At 44.7% G+C, this 20,537-nt stretch carries 18 protein-coding genes; 12 read left to right on the plus strand and 6 right to left on the minus strand.

Annotated elements, in window-relative coordinates; all coding sequences use genetic code 11:
- Window positions 1-256 precede the first annotated feature (256 nt).
- The 10 genes from ccmA to KJB35_RS15375 all read left to right on the plus strand — a co-directional run bounded on the left by ccmA (window position 257) and on the right by KJB35_RS15375 (window position 8,312).
- Window positions 257-874 carry a cytochrome c biogenesis heme-transporting ATPase CcmA gene (ccmA, locus tag KJB35_RS15330; protein WP_005380511.1) on the plus strand — a complete coding sequence of 206 codons (618 nt, stop codon included), beginning with the start codon at window positions 257-259 and terminating at the stop codon, window positions 872-874.
- 1 nt (window position 875) lies between these two features.
- Entirely contained in the window at window positions 876-1,544 is a 669-nt protein-coding gene (gene ccmB, locus KJB35_RS15335) for a heme exporter protein CcmB (RefSeq protein WP_005380512.1), read from the plus strand.
- 109 nt (window positions 1,545-1,653) lie between these two features.
- On the plus strand, window positions 1,654-2,397 hold the full coding sequence (locus KJB35_RS15340) for a heme ABC transporter permease (RefSeq protein ID WP_005380513.1): 744 nt from the start codon (window positions 1,654-1,656) through the stop codon (window positions 2,395-2,397).
- Window positions 2,398-2,408: 11 nt separating this feature from the next.
- Window positions 2,409-2,615 (plus strand): heme exporter protein CcmD, encoded by a 207-nt coding sequence (ccmD, locus tag KJB35_RS15345; protein WP_005380515.1) that lies wholly within the window; start codon window positions 2,409-2,411, stop codon window positions 2,613-2,615.
- Entirely contained in the window at window positions 2,612-3,097 is a 486-nt protein-coding gene (ccmE, locus tag KJB35_RS15350; protein WP_005380516.1) for a cytochrome c maturation protein CcmE, read from the plus strand. Before ccmD ends, ccmE begins: the two co-directional genes overlap by 4 nt.
- Window positions 3,094-5,070 carry a heme lyase CcmF/NrfE family subunit gene (locus KJB35_RS15355; protein ID WP_017635943.1) on the plus strand — a complete coding sequence of 659 codons (1,977 nt, stop codon included), beginning with the start codon at window positions 3,094-3,096 and terminating at the stop codon, window positions 5,068-5,070. Before ccmE ends, KJB35_RS15355 begins: the two co-directional genes overlap by 4 nt.
- A 1-nt stretch (window position 5,071) precedes the next feature.
- Window positions 5,072-5,626 carry a DsbE family thiol:disulfide interchange protein gene (locus tag KJB35_RS15360; RefSeq protein ID WP_005380518.1) on the plus strand — a complete coding sequence of 185 codons (555 nt, stop codon included), beginning with the start codon at window positions 5,072-5,074 and terminating at the stop codon, window positions 5,624-5,626.
- The gene (locus tag KJB35_RS15365; RefSeq protein WP_005380519.1) at window positions 5,623-6,108 is read left to right on the plus strand and encodes a cytochrome c-type biogenesis protein; all 486 of its coding nucleotides are present in this window, start codon (window positions 5,623-5,625) and stop codon (window positions 6,106-6,108) included. The genes KJB35_RS15360 and KJB35_RS15365 overlap by 4 nt, the downstream gene beginning before the upstream one ends.
- Window positions 6,108-7,322, plus strand: coding sequence for a c-type cytochrome biogenesis protein CcmI (gene ccmI / locus KJB35_RS15370; protein WP_005384453.1), 1,215 nt, complete (start codon window positions 6,108-6,110; stop codon window positions 7,320-7,322). The genes KJB35_RS15365 and ccmI overlap by 1 nt, the downstream gene beginning before the upstream one ends.
- Window positions 7,323-7,538: 216 nt before the next feature.
- Entirely contained in the window at window positions 7,539-8,312 is a 774-nt protein-coding gene (locus KJB35_RS15375) for a VacJ family lipoprotein (RefSeq protein ID WP_005380523.1), read from the plus strand.
- 74 nt (window positions 8,313-8,386) lie between these two features.
- On the opposite strand, the gene KJB35_RS15380 is transcribed toward KJB35_RS15375, so the two are convergent.
- The 4 genes from KJB35_RS15380 to KJB35_RS15395 form a co-directional block, all read right to left on the minus strand.
- Complete coding sequence (locus KJB35_RS15380) at window positions 8,387-9,703, minus strand: outer membrane protein transport protein (protein WP_033907381.1); 1,317 nt, start codon at window positions 9,701-9,703, stop codon at window positions 8,387-8,389.
- Window positions 9,704-10,012: 309 nt separating this feature from the next.
- Complete coding sequence (locus KJB35_RS15385) at window positions 10,013-11,272, minus strand: outer membrane protein transport protein (RefSeq protein ID WP_285357319.1); 1,260 nt, start codon at window positions 11,270-11,272, stop codon at window positions 10,013-10,015.
- Between the two features lie 297 nt (window positions 11,273-11,569).
- Window positions 11,570-12,301, minus strand: coding sequence for a DUF3379 domain-containing protein (locus KJB35_RS15390; protein ID WP_033907380.1), 732 nt, complete (start codon window positions 12,299-12,301; stop codon window positions 11,570-11,572).
- Window positions 12,294-12,869, minus strand: a complete 576-nt coding sequence (locus KJB35_RS15395; protein ID WP_033907378.1) for a sigma-70 family RNA polymerase sigma factor — start codon at window positions 12,867-12,869, stop codon at window positions 12,294-12,296. Before KJB35_RS15395 ends, KJB35_RS15390 begins: the two co-directional genes overlap by 8 nt.
- Window positions 12,870-13,589: 720 nt before the next feature.
- Between KJB35_RS15395 and fadI the strand changes: the two genes are divergently transcribed.
- On the plus strand, window positions 13,590-14,897 hold the full coding sequence (gene fadI / locus KJB35_RS15400; RefSeq protein ID WP_005384447.1) for an acetyl-CoA C-acyltransferase FadI: 1,308 nt from the start codon (window positions 13,590-13,592) through the stop codon (window positions 14,895-14,897).
- Window positions 14,897-17,008 carry a fatty acid oxidation complex subunit alpha FadJ gene (gene fadJ / locus KJB35_RS15405; protein ID WP_005384446.1) on the plus strand — a complete coding sequence of 704 codons (2,112 nt, stop codon included), beginning with the start codon at window positions 14,897-14,899 and terminating at the stop codon, window positions 17,006-17,008. Before fadI ends, fadJ begins: the two co-directional genes overlap by 1 nt.
- 62 nt (window positions 17,009-17,070) lie before the next feature.
- Here fadJ and KJB35_RS15410 read toward each other — a convergent pair whose 3' ends face one another.
- A complete protein-coding gene (locus KJB35_RS15410) occupies window positions 17,071-17,325 on the minus strand; it encodes a hypothetical protein (RefSeq protein ID WP_005384444.1) in 255 nt (84 codons plus the stop codon).
- A gap of 167 nt (window positions 17,326-17,492) precedes the next feature.
- Window positions 17,493-20,270 carry an insulinase family protein gene (locus KJB35_RS15415; RefSeq protein ID WP_213908095.1) on the minus strand — a complete coding sequence of 926 codons (2,778 nt, stop codon included), beginning with the start codon at window positions 20,268-20,270 and terminating at the stop codon, window positions 17,493-17,495.
- Window positions 20,271-20,537: the final 267 nt, after the last annotated feature.

Here is a 20,537-nt window from a genome sequence, read left to right on the forward strand (position 1 = left end):
AGGTGGTAATTTACTTTTAGCCGCTAATGCTCTTCTTAAATACAACCCTAGATAACCTTCAGTCGATCTTGCTCTTAGTTCTGGCCTCTCAAATTCAAAATGAGCGCTTATAACTACTTATAGTTAATTTTATTAAAGTGTGATGATTAATTAACAAAAATACATGAACTTACATGTAACCTAGCCCTCTTATCCTGTTTTGTCATAACTAAGCTGTGCTAATATAGCGGCTCGTTCATTTTTTAGTTGAAGCTCTATGTTAGAAGTGTCTAACCTGACAGCAATCCGTGATGAAAGGGTTCTGTTTGAAAACCTGCAGTTTGAAATTAAGCCTGGTGAATTGGTCCAGATCGAAGGGCGTAATGGTACTGGTAAAACTACATTGCTACGGATTGTGACAGGGTTAGGTGATAGAGAAGAAGGTGTCATTAAATGGAAAGGCGAAGAGGTTGAAAAATCTCGTGATGTTTTCCATCAAGATCTGCTTTTCTTAGGACATCAAACAGGAGTGAAACGAGAGCTTACCGCATTAGAAAACTTACGTTTTTATCAATCTATTCAAAATAATCGCTCTTCAGACGAAGAAATCTTTATCGCTTTGACTCAAGTAGGATTAGCTGGTCGAGAAGATGTGCCTGTAGCACAACTTTCCGCAGGTCAGCAACGACGAGTCGCATTGGCAAGGTTATGGCTCAGTAAGCAAATTTTATGGATTTTAGATGAGCCGTTGACTGCCATTGATAAGCAAGGCGTCAAGGTGCTTGAATCTTTGTTCGCAAGTCATGCTGATAATGGCGGTATTGTTGTGTTGACGACGCATCAAGATATGTTTGCGGACAGCCCGAAACTTAGAAAAATAAAGCTGGGTGACTGATATGATTTCCTCGATGACCACCATCATTCGTCGTGAGCTCCTAATCGCATTTCGCCGTCAGGCAGACATTCTGAACCCGTTGTGGTTCTTTATTATTGTCATTACTCTCTTTCCTCTGAGTATTGGACCAGAACCTAATTTGTTAGCACGTATTGCAGCGGGCATCGTTTGGGTTGCCGCATTGCTGTCCGCCTTATTATCATTAGAGCGTCTATTTCGTGATGATTTTCAAGACGGTGCACTAGAACAAATGATGCTAATGCCGATTCCATTGCAACTTGTAGTGGTTTCAAAGGTCATAGCACATTGGTTGTTAACAGGGTTACCTCTGATTTTAATTAGCCCATTATTGGCGGTTTTACTTTCGCTCGACTTCAATACTTGGCTATCGGTTGTATTAACCTTGATGATCGGTACACCAACACTAAGTTTTATTGGCGCCATTGGTGTGGCGTTGACTGTTGGGTTGCAAAAGGGTGGCGTTCTTTTGAGTTTGCTTATTCTTCCGCTCTACATCCCAATTTTGATTTTCGCAACATCGGCAATTGATGCTGCCGCACTCGGTATGGCGTATAACGGTCAACTAGCGATTTTAGGTGCGATGCTAATGGGGGCGATGACATTAACGCCTTTTGCCATCAGTGCCGCATTACGAGTTAGTGTCAACTAACTCAATAAAGTGCCAATGAAGCGGCGCTTGATCAAAGAATTATTATTAAAGCACTGCTACGGTCTCAACCCTTTAGACAGTGTCCCTGAAGTAAGAGTGAGAACAAAACATGTGGAAATGGCTACATCCTTATGCCAAGCCAGAAGCAGCTTATCGTTTGAGTGGTAAGTTTCTGCCTTGGTTTTCTGTATTGGCCCTCGTATGCTTATCGGTTGGTACGGTTTGGGGGCTTGCATTTGCGCCTTCAGATTACCAACAAGGTGACAGTTTCCGAATCATCTACATTCATGTCCCATCAGCTATTTGGTCTATGGGCGTTTATATGTCGATGGCGATCGCTGCATTTATTGGCCTAGTATGGCAAGTTCGCCTATCTGATATGGCGGCACTTGCGATGGCTCCGATTGGTGCAGTATTTACTTTTATTGCTCTACTTACAGGTGCTGTTTGGGGCAAGCCTATGTGGGGCACTTGGTGGGTATGGGATGCCCGTCTTACATCTGAATTGATTCTTCTATTTCTCTACCTTGGTGTGATTGCGCTTTACCATGCGTTTGACGATCAAAAAACCGCTGCAAAAGCCGCTGGTATCTTAGCGATCGTAGGCGTAGTAAACCTACCTATCATTCACTTTTCCGTGGAATGGTGGAACACGCTTCATCAAGGTGCGACGATCACGAAATTTGAACAACCTTCTATTTCATCCGACATGCTTTGGCCGTTATTGCTGAACATCTTTGGCTTTGCGTTCTTCTTTGGTGCCGTGACGATGGTCCGTTTTCGTAACGAAATCATCAGTAAAGAAAGTCACCGCCCTTGGGTGCGCAAACTCGCAACAGAACAAACTCAGTGAGGTAACTGATTATGCATTTTGAATCTCTGAGCGACTTTTTTGCCATGGGTGGCTACGCATCATACGTATGGAGTGCGTTTGGTATTACTTTCTTATCCATGCTGATTCTTCTGATCACTAGCCTTCGCCGCGGTGATGCATTATTGAAAGAAGTGAAAGCAAAAATTGACCGTCAAGCTCGTATCGACGCAGCGAAGAACATGGAGAACACCTTATGAACCCGAGACGTAAAAAGAGGCTAGGTATTGTACTAGCGATCTTTATCGGTATTAGTGCCACCATTGGTTTGATACTTTATGCGCTTAATCAAAATATGGACCTTTTCTACACTCCAACGGAATTGGTTAATGGTAAGCCAGATGGCACCAAGCCAGAAGTAGGCCAGCGTCTGCGTATCGGTGGAATGGTGGTTGTGGGCTCAGTTCGTCGAGATCCTAATTCTTTGAAAGTGAGTTTTGACCTGCACGATGTCGGTCCGAAAGTGACGATTACCTATGACGGTATTCTTCCTGACTTGTTCCGTGAAGGGCAGGGTATTGTTGCTCAAGGTGTACTGAAAGATGCCACGACAGTTGAGGCATTTGAGGTCCTAGCGAAGCACGATGAAGAATACATGCCACCAGAAATTGCAGAAGCGATGAAGAAAACGCATGAACCGCTTCAATACAGCACCGAACAGAAACAAGGAAGCGGCCAATGATTGCTGAAATCGGTCACTTTGCTCTCATTCTTTCGCTTGCAATGGCAGTGCTGTTGAGCGTATTGCCATTGTGGGGAGCATCGAATAATAACACCATGCTAATGAACACAGCGCGACCGCTATCTTGGTCTATGTTCCTGATGCTGTTGTTCTCTTTCGCCATTTTATGTTGGGGATTTTATACCAACGACTTCACGTTACAGTATGTAGCGAGCAACTCGAATAGTCAGCTTCCTTGGTACTACCGTTTAACCGCAGTATGGGGTGCACACGAAGGTTCACTGTTGCTATGGGTTTTAATCCAAGCTGCTTGGACTGTCGCTGTAGCGACGTTTAGTCGTGGTATGCCGCAAGAGTCGGTTGCACGTGTACTTGCTGTTATGGGCATGATCTCAGTGGGTTTCCTACTGTTTATCATCCTAACGTCGAACCCATTCCTACGTACGTTACCGTTCTTCCCGGTTGACGGACGTGACTTGAACCCTCTGCTTCAAGACCCTGGTTTGATTGTTCACCCGCCAATGCTTTACATGGGCTATGTTGGTTTCTCGGTTGCATTCTCTTTTGCGATCGCATCCCTAATGACCGGACGCCTTGATACTGCTTGGGCTCGTTGGTCTCGTCCTTGGACAACCGCAGCATGGGTATTCTTAACACTTGGTATCGCACTAGGTTCTTGGTGGGCTTACTACGAACTTGGCTGGGGTGGCTGGTGGTTCTGGGACCCAGTAGAAAACGCATCATTCATGCCTTGGTTAGCGGGTACCGCATTAATGCACTCTCTTGCCGTGACAGAAAAGCGCGGCACATTTAAAGCGTGGACGGTACTATTGGCAATCTCTGCATTTTCGTTGAGTTTGTTGGGCACCTTCTTAGTCCGTTCCGGTATTTTAGTATCGGTACACGCGTTCGCGTCTGACCCGTCGCGCGGTATGTTTATTCTAGGCTTCCTCGTTTTCGTTATCGGTGGCTCTTTATTGCTGTTTGCCGTAAAAGGGGCAGCAGTGCGTGTACGAGGTAACTTCGACTTAGTCTCACGTGAAAATGCGCTCTTAGCCAACAACGTATTACTTATCGCCGCTCTTGTTGTGGTGTTAGTGGGGACACTGTTGCCGCTCGTACACAAGCAGCTTGGTTTGGGGTCGGTCTCTATCGGTGCGCCATTCTTTGACATGCTATTTGCGTGGTTAATGATGCCATTTGCTTTCCTGCTTGGTATTGGCCCTCTTATTCGTTGGAAGCGAGACAATTTATCTAAACTTGTGAAACCAATGCTCGTTTCAGGTGTGCTTGCTTTCGCCTTGGCCGCGCTATGCGTGTACCTGTTTGCCGATTTCTTCTCAACCATGGCTTACATTGGTTGGGTGATGGCGATTTGGATTATTGCGATGCATGGCTTTGAACTGTACGAGCGCGCAACGCACCGTCATAGCTTTAGTGAAGGTGTTCGCAAGCTGCAACGTAGCCACTGGGCAATGATGTTGGGTCATGTTGGTCTGGCGGTATCTGTTATCGGTATTGCGATGGTACAGAACTACAGCATCGAGCGTGATGTACGTTTAGCACCTGGCGAACACTTCCAAATTCAAGGCTATGATTTCTACTTCTCAGGCTTGCGTGATAAAGATGGTCCAAACTACGATGGCTACATCGCAGACTTTGAGATCACACACGATGGCAAATACGTGAATACGCTTCACGCAGAGAAGCGCTTCTACCGTACGGCTAAGTCTATGATGACTGAAGCAGCCATTGACCGTGGTATTAGCCGCGACTTATACATTGCAATGGGTGAACGTTTAGACGACAACCGATCTTGGGCTGTTCGTATTTACTATAAACCGTTCGTTCGTTGGATTTGGGCTGGCTCTTTGATTATGGCATTAGGCGGCGCACTAGCGATTTCTGATAAACGCTACCGCTTCCGTAAATCGCCGAAGAAAAATGCGAAGTCAAAAGAGCAGGAGGCATAACATGAATAAGAAAATCTTATTTATTCCGCTTGTCGCTTTCATGATTCTAGCGGGCATTTTCGCAACCCAATTAATGCGTAACCAAGAGGGCGATGATCCAACTAAATTGGAGTCGGTTTTGGTTGGCAAGCCAGTTCCTGAGTTTCATTTAGAAGACCTGGCTGAGCCTGGAAAACAGTACGACCAATCAATTTTTAAAGGTGAACCGTTGCTCTTGAACGTTTGGGCAACGTGGTGCCCAACGTGTTATGCAGAGCATAAATACCTAAACGAATTGGCGGGTAAGGGCGTTAAGATCATCGGTATGAATTACAAAGATGATCGTAATAAAGCAATAGGTTGGCTGAATGATCTCGGCAACCCGTACTTGATCAGCCTATTTGATGGCAGTGGTATGCTTGGCCTTGACCTTGGCGTTTATGGTGCTCCAGAAACATTCATTATTGATGCAAATGGTGTGATTCGCTATCGCCATGTAGGGGATGTAAACCCACGTAATTGGTCAGAAACACTGGAGCCGCTTTACAACAAATTGGTTGAGGAGGCGAAGCAATGAGAAAGCTAATTCTTGCCGTTTTTGCTGCGATGACATTATCTCTTGCTGCTCATGCGGCCATTGAAGTGTACGAGTTTGATAATTTGGAACAAGAACAGCAGTTCAAAGAGTTAAGCCATACGCTCCGTTGCCCTAAATGTCAGAACAACACGATCTCGGATTCTAACGCTGAACTTGCTCAGGACTTACGCCATAAGGTGTACGAAATGACCAAAGAAGGGAAGTCCAAAGATGAGATTGTTGATTACATGATCGCCCGTTACGGTAACTTCGTGACTTACAACCCACCATTTACGGTCGCGACTGCGATTTTGTGGCTAGGGCCACTCGCTGTAGTACTGGGTGGTTTTGGTTTGATTGTGCTGCGTAGCCGTAAATCTAAAGTTAAGGCAAAAGCGAGCAGTGACGAGCAATGGGATGAGCAAAAAGAAGCTCGTTTAAAAGCATTGCTTGAAGAAGAGAACAACGGAGATAAGAAGTAATGACACTATTTTGGATTTCCACCGTTGTTCTCACGCTTATTGCTTGTGCGCTGGTGGCTTTGCCGCTGCTTAAACAAAAAGCGAACAATGATGATGTGTTACGCGATGAGCTTAACAAGGCATTTTATAAAGACCGACTATCTGAGCTTGCAGAAGAAACTGACGAAGGTCTAGTTGAAAGTGAAGACGAACTGATTTCTGATCTAAAGCAATCACTGCTTGACGATATCCCTGGTGATAAAGCGCAAAAAGAAACTAAGGTTTCTCCAATCGCGGTTTTAGTTCCATCGGTAATTCTGACGGTGGTGCTGAGCTATGGTTTGTATTATAAATTTGGCGCGTCAGACGATATTGTTCAATGGCAAGAAGTGTCTGCAAATCTACCTGAGTTATCGAAAAAGCTGATGTCGGCTTCTTCTGAGCCGCTGAGTGACGATGAAATGGCGGATTTGACCCTTGCCCTTCGAACTCGCTTACATTACCAGCCGGAAGACTCGACAGGTTGGTTACTGCTAGGTCGTATTGCGTTAGCAAATCGTGATGTCACCACAGCTATCGATGCGATGGAAAAATCGTACCGCCTAGAGCCAAAAGATCCTGATGTGATGTTGGGTTATGCACAAGCTCTGATGCTGTCTCAAGAGGAAATGGATCAAGCGACGGCTCGCTCATTACTCGGCAAGCTGATGCAGCAAGACTATGTCGATCTGCGTGTGTTTTCTTTGTTAGCGTTCGATGCGTTTGAGCGTCAAGACTTCCCGGCAGCCATCAAGTACTGGGGAATCATGCAGCAAATGATTGGTCCAGAAGATAGTCGCTACGAGATGTTGTCACGCAGTATTGAGAGTGCTCGTAAGCAAATGGGCGAAGCGGTTTCACCGGATAAGAGTGTAGCAGTGACAATTAATGTGGCACCAAATGCTCAGTTGGATCCAAACGCAGTTCTGATTGTGTCAGTACATCGTTCAGATGGCTCCCCGATGCCTGTGGCTGCTGCTCGTTATCCGCTAGGTACTTTCCCTCGCACAGTCGTATTAGATGATGGCAATGCCATGATGCAAGGGCAAAAGTTATCTTCACTCGATAAGCTAATCGTCCGTGTGCGTGTAGATTCTGACGGTAACGTAGCAACGCGTGATCAAGATTGGCACGGAGAAAGTGACGTCGTTGAATTTGGCGCACCAGTAGAAGTGACCATTGATCAGCAGTATTAATTGTTAACATCTGTCTCTGAAACATGACAACGAGGTAGAGTCAGTTGCCTTTAGTGGTATGACTCTAAACGATCGAGTAGAATACCGAAGGCCAGCGATTGCTGGCCTTTATTTATTCCCATATCTGAGTCATCTTTACTATGTATCCTGCTCAACATACGTACAATGGTTAATCGGGGTGACTTAGGTACATTAATAGTCGTTATGGAAAATAAAATGTATAACAAGGGTAAATCTACCTTCTTGTTGCTGTTAGCCGTTGGACTGGTTGGCTGTTCAAGTGCGCCTGATGAAGCAGTAACAGGACAAGAAACAAATCAAACGACTTCTGATGTGTATGACCCGTTGGAAGGCTTTAACCGAACCATGTGGGAACTCAACTACGAATATTTAGATCCGTATTTGGTTCGTCCTGTATCACTTGCGTATGTAGAATACACGCCAGTTCCTATTCGTTCTGGTATCGCTAACTTCTTATCGAACTTAGATGAGCCAGCAAGCATGGTTAATAACTTAATCATGGGTAATGGTACGAAAGCCGTGGACCACTTTAACCGTTTTTGGATTAACTCGACGTTCGGTATTTTCGGTTTATTCGATATTGCAAGTGCCGCGGGTATTACGAAGTACGACGAGAAAGCGTTCAGTGATGCAGTAGGCCACTATGGTGTTGGAAATGGTCCTTACTTCATGGTTCCAGGTTATGGTCCGTATACCTTACGTGAAGTGACAGATACCGTAGATAGTACGTATTTACCCCTCTCTTATCTCAACTTCTGGGCGAGTTTGGGTAAGTGGGCGTTTGAAGGAATGGAGAAGCGTGCTTTATTAGTACCGCAAGAAGCGCAGCTAGACTCGTCGCCGGATCCATATATTCTAACTCGCGATGTTTATATCCAGCGTCAAAACTTTAAAGCAGAAGTTGAAACGGTAGAAGAAGTTAACATCGAAGAAGAAGAGTATTTAGATGAATATCTAGAAGACTTTTAAGCGTTGTTCTTCATAATCGAGAAATGAAAAAAGGCTTAGCTGATGCTAAGCCTTTTTTGTATTTTGCAGCTTGGTTAGAAACGGTAGTTTGCTTGAACACCGATTAGCCAAACATTACCCGTAGTTTCGCCTACAAATTGCCCGCCGACTTGTTCTGCAGTGTCGTCTGACTTGTAACCACGAGACTCAACGATTGGTGCGTCTTTCGCAAAAATATAGGTGAAGCCAGCGTCTAGGCTGAAGTCTTTCGTCCAATCGTACGTTGCGCCAATACTTAGCCAAGTACGGTCAGTTTCTGGAATAGTAATCGTGCGGTTTTTGTCGCTTACCGCTGAAGTATCGTATGCAATACCAGTGCGTAGCGCTAGCTTAGGATCAAGCTGGTAAGTAGCACCAACAGCAAAGCGATAGTTGTCTTCCCAGTTTTCTACTTTAACCATATGCGTGCCAGCAGTATTTAGACGTGCTTCCAATTTCTCGAAAGAGCTCCAATCCGTCCAGTTAACGCTTGCGTGTAACGCAAGTTGGTCTGTTACTTGGTGGAAGCTTGCCAACTCAGCCGTTGCAGGCAGGTTTAGATACATGTAGCCGTTGTCGCGTTCAGAAGTACCGAAGCCAAAACCAAGACCTTCAGCATGGCCTTCAAGCTTTAGTTCAACTTCAGATTTGTACGCGAAGCCGATACGGTTATTTTCATTGATCTGCCATGCTGTACCAACTTGCCAGCCCCAAGCGGTATCGTCACCTTCCATGTATTTTAGAGCGGTACCTTGAGGAACACTGATTGGTTGATTAGTTTCAGGATTTAACCCTACAACGTTATTCCTAGGAGCTGCTGCGCCAAAGCTGCCTTCGCCGATGATGTAACGGATACCACCACCAACGCTGATTGATTCATTGACTTTGTAAGCTGCGTTCAAGTTCGCTTCCATTGTCGTTACGCTTGCTTCGTTACCGAAGTGCGAGGCACCAAAGCCTTTACCTAAATCGGTTTCCATGCCGTAGTTGGTGCCAAATGCCAAACCAATCGCGAATTTCTCATTATATTGGTGTGATAGGTAGAAGTTTGGAATGATTGCATCATGTGCGAAGTCATCTGAAGATGCAGAAGAAGTGCTACCGTGGAAGTTTACATCACCTTCAATATCAATATTTGGGTTCACATAGATTGCACCAACGGACACTTGAGTGCCTTCCAAATAAGTTAGCATTGCTGGGTTACGCCATTGTGCACTTGCGTTGTCAGCCATTGCAGCTTCACCAGCATATGCTCGACCTAGGCCTGTTGCAGAATATTCAGCAAGTTGGAAACCTGCTGCGTTAGCCATGCCCGTTGTGCCAAGTAGGCTTAATGCCACTGCTGTTGATAGAAGAGTCTTGTTGGTTTTCATTCGAATGTTCGCTGATTTGTTTATAACGTGGGACGAAAGTTTAAAGGTAGAGTTTTTACTTTAGAAATGAAAATCCAGCGTAAGTGGTCATTTGGAATATTATCCTTTCAAATATTATTTATGTGGTTTAATAATCTAACTGTGAAAGGCTTGTAAACGGAATTCAGCGAACAGCTGTGCGTCCTAATTGTGAGATTTAGATACACGTGTTCACTCAAATTGAGTGGGCAATAAATCGCAGATATGAAAAAAGGCTGGAAATCCAGCCTTTTATATAAAGTATTTTTCTACTAACTAACAGCGAAGCGTTTAGAAGCTACGGCTGTATTGTAAGCCGAATAGAATTGCATCAGCATGAGTTGTTGCTGTTACACCGGTAGAAAGACCAGGAGCTAATTGAGTATTCTCATTAACTTTTACATCTTCACCTAACAAGTACGTGAAGCCAAAATCGATGTTTGAGCTATTATCAATATGGTAAGAGAAACCTGTGGAGAACCACTGGCGATCTGAGTCTGGTACCGAGATAGACGTTACTTTATCTTGAGCGCTTGTGTCGTACATGTAACCAGCACGAAGTGTCCAGTTGTTGTTTAGGTAGTAAGTACCACCAATTGCGTAGTGCCAGCCATCTTGCCATTGATAGTCTTTCGAGTAACCACCTTTAAGTAAACCCTGATTTAGGTTCTCAAAATCAATTTGGTCGAAATCTTTCCAGCCGATGTATTGGATGCTGTAGTGTACAGCAAATTTAGTGTCTTGGATTTTGTGGAAACCGGAAAACTCGGCCATATCTGGTAGAGGTAGCGTGATTTCCTGACCTTTGTCGTCTTTCGCCGTAAATTCAGGGCTGTAACGATACGCTAGACCAAAACGGTTGTTTTCATCTAGTTCGTACACAGTACCTACGTTAAAACCAACAGCCCAACCATCAGCTTTATCTACGTCCAGAATTTTTTGACCGCCAACCCTTGGGACTGAAGAGCTAGTTGTACGCTTCATTGTGCCTTGGCCGTAGATTAAATCTAAACCAGCACCAAAGCTCCATTGTTCGTTTAAACGGTAAGAACCCGCCAATCCAAAGTTGAAGCTTTTTACATCCGTAAGACCACCGTACTCTGTTGCGGTGTAGTTATCTGAAAATTCAGTTTTAGTGCCGAAATTAGAGTATGCGTTTACGCCCCATGCAAACTTGTCATTTGCTGGAACGATTAGGTGAATGTTTGGAGCTATTGACGTATCACCCACATCATCAGTATCAGCAACACTTACAGTATTGGAGCCCAAAGGAGTATTAACGTTATATTTCGCATCTTTCACTTCAATCATTGAAGTAATGCTTTCGAAACCTAGCGACAGTTCCATTTTATCAAACAGAGCCATTGCTGCTGGGTTACGAGCCATTACTGCTGCATTATCTGCGATTACCGCATCACCAGCAAATGCACGGCCGATGCCAGTTGCTGATTGAGCGTTGATTTGGAAACCCGCTGCCATCGATTGACCTGAGGCAAAAGCTACCGTTACTGCAAGGAGAGTCTTTTTAAACAGACGCGTGTTCTGAGTCATTTGTTTTTCCTTATTAGATTCGTCTCTTTGGACGATAAATTGAGCTTTTGCTCAGTGGCGCAGATAGTAGTATCAATAGTTGCTTGGACAAATCCGACCATTGGATAAAATTGAATAAAAATTGCAGAAATGATGTCTAAAAGACGGGAAATTGCACTTAAAATGCATAATTTAGAGTTTAAGCTCTAAATGCGATAGGGGTGGTGAATGTTTTGTGTTCTATTTATACAAAAATGCCGCTAAATAAGATCATTTAGCGGCATTTAACCTTTTGAAGGCTGGAAATCGTCGAAGTTGTTACATCGGCTTAATCATTGATGCAAGAGTCGTAGCGAGCGCATCAATATTTTCACCTTCTTCCCCGACTAAAATCAGGCTTGAACTCCCGACGGGCTGAACGATTCCGGTCATGCCATCCTTACTAAAGTCGGTACTTTGTTCGCTTGGAATACCAGTAATAAATAACGTTACTTTACCTTTTGGACCTTGGAACACCATATGCACCGCATTGGATTCGCCAAAACCGCAGTGGTTTAGGTAGTAAACGTGATATGGAAAGTTTTCACTAAACTGGTAATGAAATGGCGACATTTTCGCATTAATTTGCGAGCTCGGTACATCCTCATCAAGATGACGAACAAACGGTTCTTCATGAATAACGTGTTTCATCGCGGTATCCGCTAAACTGGCTTGTGCTGGAGACACCAAAACATTTCCCCAGTTTACTTGGCCAACTAATAACCCTGCGGTGAACGCAATAGAAGCGGCAAGTGCCATTGCTTTGCGGACAAAGTTTGGTCTTACGACCTTCTCTTCATCAAGTGCACTCGACGTCTGGCTAAATAAAATCTTATCTGCGAGATCTTCGGGTACATCCACATTCATGGCTTGTTTAATTTTTACATCGAGATCCAAAACGTCATCAACAAACTTATTGTTGGCGTCGCTACCAGCTAAAGCTTGCAGAATCTCTTCATCCTTTTGTTTTGGATCCGACAAAATACGACGACGAAATTCTAAATCATCCATTCTTTTGTCCTCTCTTGGTATCTTGAGAATCCAACATCTCTTTAAGTTGATTACGAGCGCGAAATAGTCGAGTCATCACTGTGTTTTTATTTAAATCAAGAATGTCACCAATTTCTTCTCCACTGAAACCACCAACAACTTGGAGAAATAAAGGCTCACGGTATTCAACATCGAGCTTCATGATCTGTGCCTGCAGCCATTCTTGCTGATGATGTGGTTCATCGCTGACTTTAGCATCATTGCCGTAATCATCGATATCAACTAAATCAAATTGTTTACGTTCGAAGCGGCGCGCATTTTCTCGTCTCAATATTGTGATGAGCCAAGACTTGGCAGCTTTTTCGTCTTGGAGGCTATCGAGTGACTTCCAAGCTCTAAGACAGGTTTCCTGAACTAGATCTTCCGCGACCGCTTTATCTTTGCACAACCAATATGCGTAGCGGTACAAGTCACGATGATACCCTCGGACGAGCGCTTCGTATTTTCTTTGCTTGTCCATATCAGAGTTGACCGGACTGTTGGAATTTTTCTTTCCAAACATTTTTAATATGGCCACAGGAGCCTCCATCCTCGCTCTGTGAGTTTCTTATTTGTTCTGAGCATGACTTTACTTGCTTCATCGCTTAGCGGTTTTGGTTGCAGGATTTGTCATGCAACCCCTTTGACACAATAAGCCATGTGGTTACCTAAAAGTGTATACGCAAATGTCAGATATCATCGAACACGAATTGATATATATTGTTAACAATATCATCATTAGTAATCAATGGCTTGGATAAGTTCACTCGATGGAGCATTAAAAGGGACTTCTGATGGTGGATTCTTGAATTATTTTGAATCAATAATCGCTCTAGGTGAGCTTAAAACTCGTAAAATCACTATAAAATTGATCTATTTCAAAATATCAAGCAGTGAAGGGGTTATAGTACACCTTGTCATCTCGTTAGTCATTGCGACTAACATGTTGAGCAAGATGACACTTCCTTTTGAAGGCTGACTTTACTTTCTCCTAATCAGGAAACTGATTACTTTTCAATTGGCGTAAGTTAATTGTTTTATAGATATTCCGACCACACAGTTATGTGTGGTTTTTTTTTGCTTCGATTTTACTTTCCGTATACCTCTTACCGTTTTAACTCTCTATAGTTAACCATTAGTAATCGCATAAGAATCAAAGAAGTAGAGTAATTGAACTACTTGCTTCACGTTTATTTAAACGCACGTTTGATAAATTTAACAAATTCATTACAATGCATCAGGTCAGACCTCTTGTATTTAAGGAGAAACAATGGGCAAGCAGGAAGTAAAAACACGCAATGGTGAGCGTGTCGCTATTGTCGCGGGGCTTCGAACTCCCTTTGCTCGTCAAAGCACGGAATTTAGCCAAGTGCCAGCGGTCGATTTAGGGAAAATGGTAGTAAGCGAAATGCTTGCTCGAACAGATATTGATCCGAAGCTAATCGAACAAGTGGTATTTGGACAAGTAGTACAAATGCCTGAAGCGCCAAACATCGCACGAGAAATCGTGTTAGGCACTGGTATGAACATCCATACTGATGCATACAGTGTGACTCGAGCGTGTGCGACGAGTTTTCAAGCGGCGGTTAATGTCGCAGAAAGCATCATGGCGGGAACCATCGATATTGGTATTGCTGGCGGTGCAGACTCTTCTTCCGTCCTGCCTATTGGCGTATCAAAGAAACTGGCCGCTAATCTGCTTGCTCTTAGTAAGACAAAAACAATGGGTCAGAAGCTTAGTATCCTCAAAAACTTGAGCTTTAAAGACCTGATGCCAGTGCCACCAGCAGTAGCAGAGTACTCTACGGGTTTATCCATGGGACAAACTGCAGAGCAAATGGCTAAAACACATGGTATTTCTCGCGCAGAACAGGATGCGCTTGCACATCGTTCTCATACGCTGGCTTCTCAGGCTTGGAAAGAAGGAAAAATCCAAGATGAAGTGATGACGGCTTTCCCTGAACCATACAAAAAATGGATTTCGGAAGACAACAATATCCGTCATGACTCAACGGTTGAGGGATACGCGAAATTGCGACCTGCGTTTGATCGTCAGTATGGCAGTGTTACGGCAGCGAACAGTACGCCATTGACTGATGGTGGTGCGGCAGTGATGTTGATGCGAGAAGGTAAAGCGAAAGAGCTCGGAATGGAGATCCTTGGTTACATCCGAGGTTATGCATTCTCTGCTATCGGCGTGGAAAAGGACATGCTGATGGGGCCGACTTATGCCACAGCGAAAGTGCTTGAAAATACAGGCTTGGAACTGTCAGACCTGACGTTGATCGACATGCACGAGGCCTTTGCTGCTCAAGCATTGGCGAATGTGAAGATGTTTGCTTCCGATAAGTTTGCTCAAGAAAACCTTGGTCGCTCAAAAGCGATTGGTGAAATTGATATGGATAAGTTCAACGTGCTTGGCGGATCAATTGCTTATGGTCACCCATTTGCTGCGACTGGTGCGCGTATGATGACGCAAACCCTACGAGAGCTAAAACGCCGTGGCGGTGGTATTGCATTGAATACTGCATGTGCTGCTGGTGGTCTTGGTGCGGCAATGATTCTGGAGGTTGAGTAATGAGCGAGCAAAAAGCATTTAGTCTAAAGGTTGATGAGCAAAATATTGCTTGGTTAGCCATCGATGTTCCTAATGAAAAAATGAATACGCTGCAGGCGGCTTTTGCTGACGAAATGAAAGAAATTTTTGCTCAGCTAAAAGACTCCAGTGGTATTAAAGGGATGATCATCCACTCCCTAAAACCGGACAATTTTGTTGCGGGTGCTGATGTTCGAATGCTAGAAGCATGCACCACAGCAAGTGAAGCGGAAGCCTTAGCAAGGCAAGGTCAGGAGTTGTTCCAGCAGCTATCGGACTTACCTTATCCTGTCGTTGCGGCTATTCATGGCCCATGTTTGGGCGGTGGTTTAGAACTGGCTCTTGCATGTGATTATCGTGTTTGTACGGATTCTGACAAAACGCGTTTAGGTCTGCCAGAAGTACAACTTGGTTTATTGCCAGGTTCTGGTGGTACTCAGCGTCTGCCACGTTTGATTGGCCTGTTACCGTCGTTGGACTTGATCCTGACGGGTAAACAACTTCGTGCGAAGAAAGCTAAAAAATTGGGCGTTGTGGACGCCTGTGTGCCTGACACCATTTTGCTCGACGTAGCAAAACAGTTTATCGACAAAGGTAAAAACAAGGGCACGAAAAAGCTATCGACGAAAGAAAAGGTGATGTCTGGTAGCGGGCTAGGGCGCAAGTTTGTATTTGAGCAAGCTGCGAAGAAAACGAATCAAAAAACTCGCGGTAACTATCCAGCAACGGTTGCAATTCTAGAAGTTATTCAACATGGCTTAGAGAAAGGCTTCGCTAAAGGTCAAGAACTTGAAGCGAAGCGCTTCGGTGAGCTTGTGATGAGCTCAGAGTCAAAAGCGCTCCGTTCGATCTTCTTTGCCACAACAGAAATGAAGAAAGAAAATGGCACGGATGCGAAACCAGCACCAGTTCATAAAGTTGGTGTGCTTGGTGGTGGTCTGATGGGTGCCGGAATCAGCCATGTGTCTGTTGCAAAAGCAAAAGTACCTGTTCGCATCAAAGACGTTAGCAACGATGGCGTTTTAAATGCGCTCAACTACAACTACAAGTTATTTGAGAAACAGCGCAAACGTCGCATTCTATCCAAGGCCGATCTGCAAGCGAAAATGCTGCAACTGTCTGGTGGTGTCGATTTTACCAGTTTTAATCATATTGATGTCGTAATTGAAGCCGTTTTTGAAGACTTAGATCTTAAGCAAAAAATGGTGGCGGACATTGAAGCAAACGCTAAGACAGAAACTATCTTTGCGACCAATACTTCTTCGTTGCCTATCCACAAAATTGCAGAAAAAGCGGAGCGTCCAGAAAACGTAGTGGGTTTGCATTACTTCAGCCCGGTAGAAAAAATGCCGTTGGTGGAAGTGATTCCGCATGAAACGACGTCAGATGAAACCGTTTCAACAGTTGTTGCACTTGCTAAGAAGCAAGGTAAAACCCCGATCGTAGTGAAAGACAAAGCGGGCTTTTACGTGAACCGCATTCTTGCTCCATACATGAACGAAGCGGCGCATATTTTGTTGGCTAACGAACCGATCGAAAAGATTGATACGGCGTTGCTTGATTTTGGTTTCCCTGTTGGCCCGATTACCTTGTTGGATGAAGTTGGTGTCGACATTGGCGCGAAAATTATGCCGATCCTGGTTAATGAGTTAGGTGACCGATTCAAAGGGCCGGATGTGTTTGATATCTTGTTAAATGATGGACGTAAAGGACGCAAGAGTGGTAAGGGGTTTTACACTTACAAGGGCAAGAAGAAAGATGTCGACAAATCGGTTTACAAACTGCTTAAGCTCGACCCTGAATCTAAGCTAAGCGATAACGATATTGCGTTGCGCTGTGTGCTGCCAATGCTGAATGAAGCGGTACGTTGTTTGGATGATGGCATCATTCGCTCGCCACGTGACGGTGATATTGGCGCGATATTTGGTATTGGTTTCCCACCGTTCTTGGGTGGCCCGTTCCGTTACATGGACCAATTTGGTATTAAGGAGCTCGTAGAGAAAATGAATGAGTTTGCATCGAAATATGGCGATCGTTACGCGCCATGTGATGGTTTGCTCACTCGAGCTGGTGAAGGGACAACGTTCTATTAAACGTTGCTTCGGTAGAGAAAAAGGCTTGCCAGTGGCAAGCCTTTTTCATAAAGAAGAAATGGTTACTTCTTCTTGTCTTTCTTATCTTTATTGTGGCCTTTACCAGGGTTGTCGTCCCCATGAACGCTGCTATTACCTTTTTTGTCTTTATCATTCCACTGTTTTGAAGAGCAATCATCTGATTTGATGGATACATTGTCTCCGCTAAGGCGCACACAGTCGTCACTTAGTTCGAAACCATCGCCTTTGACTGAGATTTCAGCGTGAGCAGATGCCAATGGCAGTATAAGAGCCACAAGTAAAAGTGCTTTTTTCATGATTACCTCATTAAGTTATTTTTAGTGCGGTAATTAGAGCATAAGCCGCAATGGCGCAATTTCAATTTTCTGCCAATTATGGTGCCGATTCAATCTATGAGACCGACAACCTCATGGGTTTGTAGGTTCATTCTAGTAATCGACAATTTTATTTCTGCGCAACTAGATCACCCCAAGCCGCAATCTTTTGGCCGAAGTTGGAACTCTTCAATCGATCCTATTTCTTGTCCTAGATGGATGCGCGGAGCCTCCGAATGCGCTTGACCTTGAGAGTGCATGATCAAACGATTTGCAGTACGAGGTTTCAATTCGTTCACAACGAAGCGAATCATGTCTGCGCGCGTCAGCTTCTTCAACTCCGCCAGTACCTTGTCACGTTGGTTAAACTCAGTGTCCTTATTTCCTATCGCAACCCAAAGACGTTGAGCCCGTCCTCGAAGTGTGGTGTCCGGCGTTGCTATTTGGTTCCACAAGCCGCGCTTACTGCTGTGCCATTGGTAATCGTTTAACTCTAACAACACCATATAAAAGGCATTTAAAAACTCATCGATTGAGGTAACCAGCTCGGCAGGTGCTGCATTAGGTGACTGCACATACAGTACAATACCAGGGTGACGATTTAGCGGCATATTGCCAGTGCCTACCATGTAACCTAATTGCTGCTTGGTACGGATTTCGTGGAAAAACGTTGCCGACATAAGGTGATTGGCCAATGAGTATAGCGCGATACTACGAGGCTCAATATCCTCGCACTGGTGGTAAATAACGACCGCGGAATCTTGCTGGTTACAATGCACCTCACGTTGAAAACTGCCATTTTTACCTAGCATAATGAGCGGACGAAGTGCCTCTTCATAACGTTGCTCGTTAACTCTTAGAGCATCCTTCAAGGTCGTAGCCATGTCATGGGCTTGCTGGCGTTGCCAGTCTCCGTAAACAAACATTTCAACGTGCAGTTCTGCAAGAATGGATTCTACGAATACCGAGAGTTCATCGACTTCGATTTCTTCTAGCGCTTCGACTAAGGTTGCGAAAGGCGGGTTATTGGGTTGAAGTAACCCAGTAAGTGCGTTAAACAGCTGCGAAATAGGGCGATCTTGTGAAGCATTTCTCCAGTTTCGTAACAGTTGTTGTTTGATGGTTTCAAAGCGAGCAGGGCTGAAATCTCGAGAAGCAAAACGGTGCAGAATCATTTCTAGCAACTGAGGCAGCTTTTGACTGAACCCTGAGAGGGTTAAGGTCACGCCACCTTGGTGAGCGTACATGTTGTAACCCATCCCTGCGATTTCTGCTTGATAGGTTTCTTTTGCTAGCGAATCGAGGAACATCTCTACACATAAGCGCGTTTTGACGATGTTCTTTGGTGATGCAACGGCATGAGAGCTGTCGATAGCGACATAAACGACACCTTTAGGCACGCGAAATTCGTCATCTTGCAAATGCCACAGCCGAAACCCTTCGAGATCCTCAATCAACTCTGGCAGCGAATCACCATTTTCGAGTGGCATGGGGTCGAGGTCGTAGCAAATATAAGGGTTCTTTTTCGGTAAGACGAATTGCCAGCTTGGGTCGATTTGTTGATAGAAACGACGTTGGTCCTCACTAAAAGGTGTGACGGAGTACGGGGTAAAGTACCATTCGGCAGTACGGTTGTATTCCAGGCCTTTAGCAATCAAAGTGACGCGTACATTATCGATGGTTAAGTATCGCAGCAATGAACGCTGTAACTCCTCATCGTAGCCCGCCATTTTGTAGTCACCATAAACCGTGTCTTCCGGTTGATAGTGCTGCATGTTGATCACCAGATGGCTGACGAGATCCATTGGGCGCGATGGCTCTTGGAAGCGGAAAGCCGATTCTAAGACCGCTTGTTTTTCGAGATAGCGCCATTCATCTAACCCGTCTTGTTTGATCATCGAGAGGTATTGAAAAACCGCTTGAACGATATCATCAACATGATCTAAGCCGTTTGGCGTCAGGGTGCAGCTTACGGTAAAGTCTCGGTAGTTACTGCCACTCGCGCCGCCGCCCGCTGAGAGAGAGGTAATCCAGCCTTTTTCTTTGAGTTGAAGCATCAAACTGCCTTCTCCTTCATAACCCAACAGGTGAGCAAAGTAGGAGAGTGGCTTCACGCTATAATGCGCATCCATTCCTGGCATGGGGAATGTGAGAATCAGTTTACGGAACTCTTTGAGCGGCTCGACTTGAACCAAAATGCCCGTGCTTTCCTCAGTGCCGATCGGTACATCAATCGATTTTCCACGAAGATGGTGATTTGGGATGTCGGCAAACATGGCTTCTACCCAAGCTTGCTGTTCATCGAGCGGCTGTGGCCCAAATAGAGTCAGTGTCATCAAATCGGCGGAATACTGAGAGTGGTGAAACTCCACAATTTCGTCGCGGATGGATTTACCATCTCGGTCGCCAAGAGTATCTAAGTTTCCGACAGAGAATTTTGAAAACGGGTGCTCTGGATTGATGACTTCTTTGTTAACTTGATACAGGCGACGAGAATCATCATTGAGTTTGAGCTTGTATTCGGAGTCGACAGCCTGGCGTTCTTTGTCTAATGCTTCTTCGTTAAACAAAGGTGCGGTAAAAAATTGGCTAAATCGATCTAAGGCACTTTCAAAGGCATTTGGAGCAATATTGAAAAAGAAACAAGTGTGCTCTGTACCAGTCCAAGCGTTGTTTGTTCCACCGTGTTGGCTAATATAGCTTTGAAATTCGCCCACTTTAGGGTATTTTTCCGTACCCAAAAAAAGCATGTGTTCTAAATAGTGTGCCAGACCTTGGCGATCGTTTGGGTCGTCGAAGTGTCCAACGTTCACTGCCAGAGCAGCTGCCGACTGTTGAGCCGTATCGGAATGAATCAGCAGTACACGCAGATCATTGCTCAAGGTAATGTAGCGGTATTGATTTGAATCGTTAGGACTTAGATGCACGATGCGTCTCCAGATTTCGCATTACAGTAATTTAGGCTCCCCTCGCGGGGGGGCGCAAAGTTTGCGTTTCGACAAATACTGCTTGCCGTATTTTTGTTATTCGTAGACTTCTGCACAGGCCCATCGCGTTTGCGTATGGGGAAGAACTGTTTGAGTGAATGCTCTGAACTCATTGCACAGTTAAATAGTGTGATGAACTGAGTACATTCTTTTAATAGATTGTTAAGAAAGTCGCTATCTTTAACAAGCGAATTGGTATAATGAACA

Source organism: Vibrio sp. D431a (genome assembly GCF_030248655.1).
Taxonomy (GTDB): Bacteria; Pseudomonadota; Gammaproteobacteria; order Enterobacterales; family Vibrionaceae; genus Vibrio; species Vibrio alginolyticus.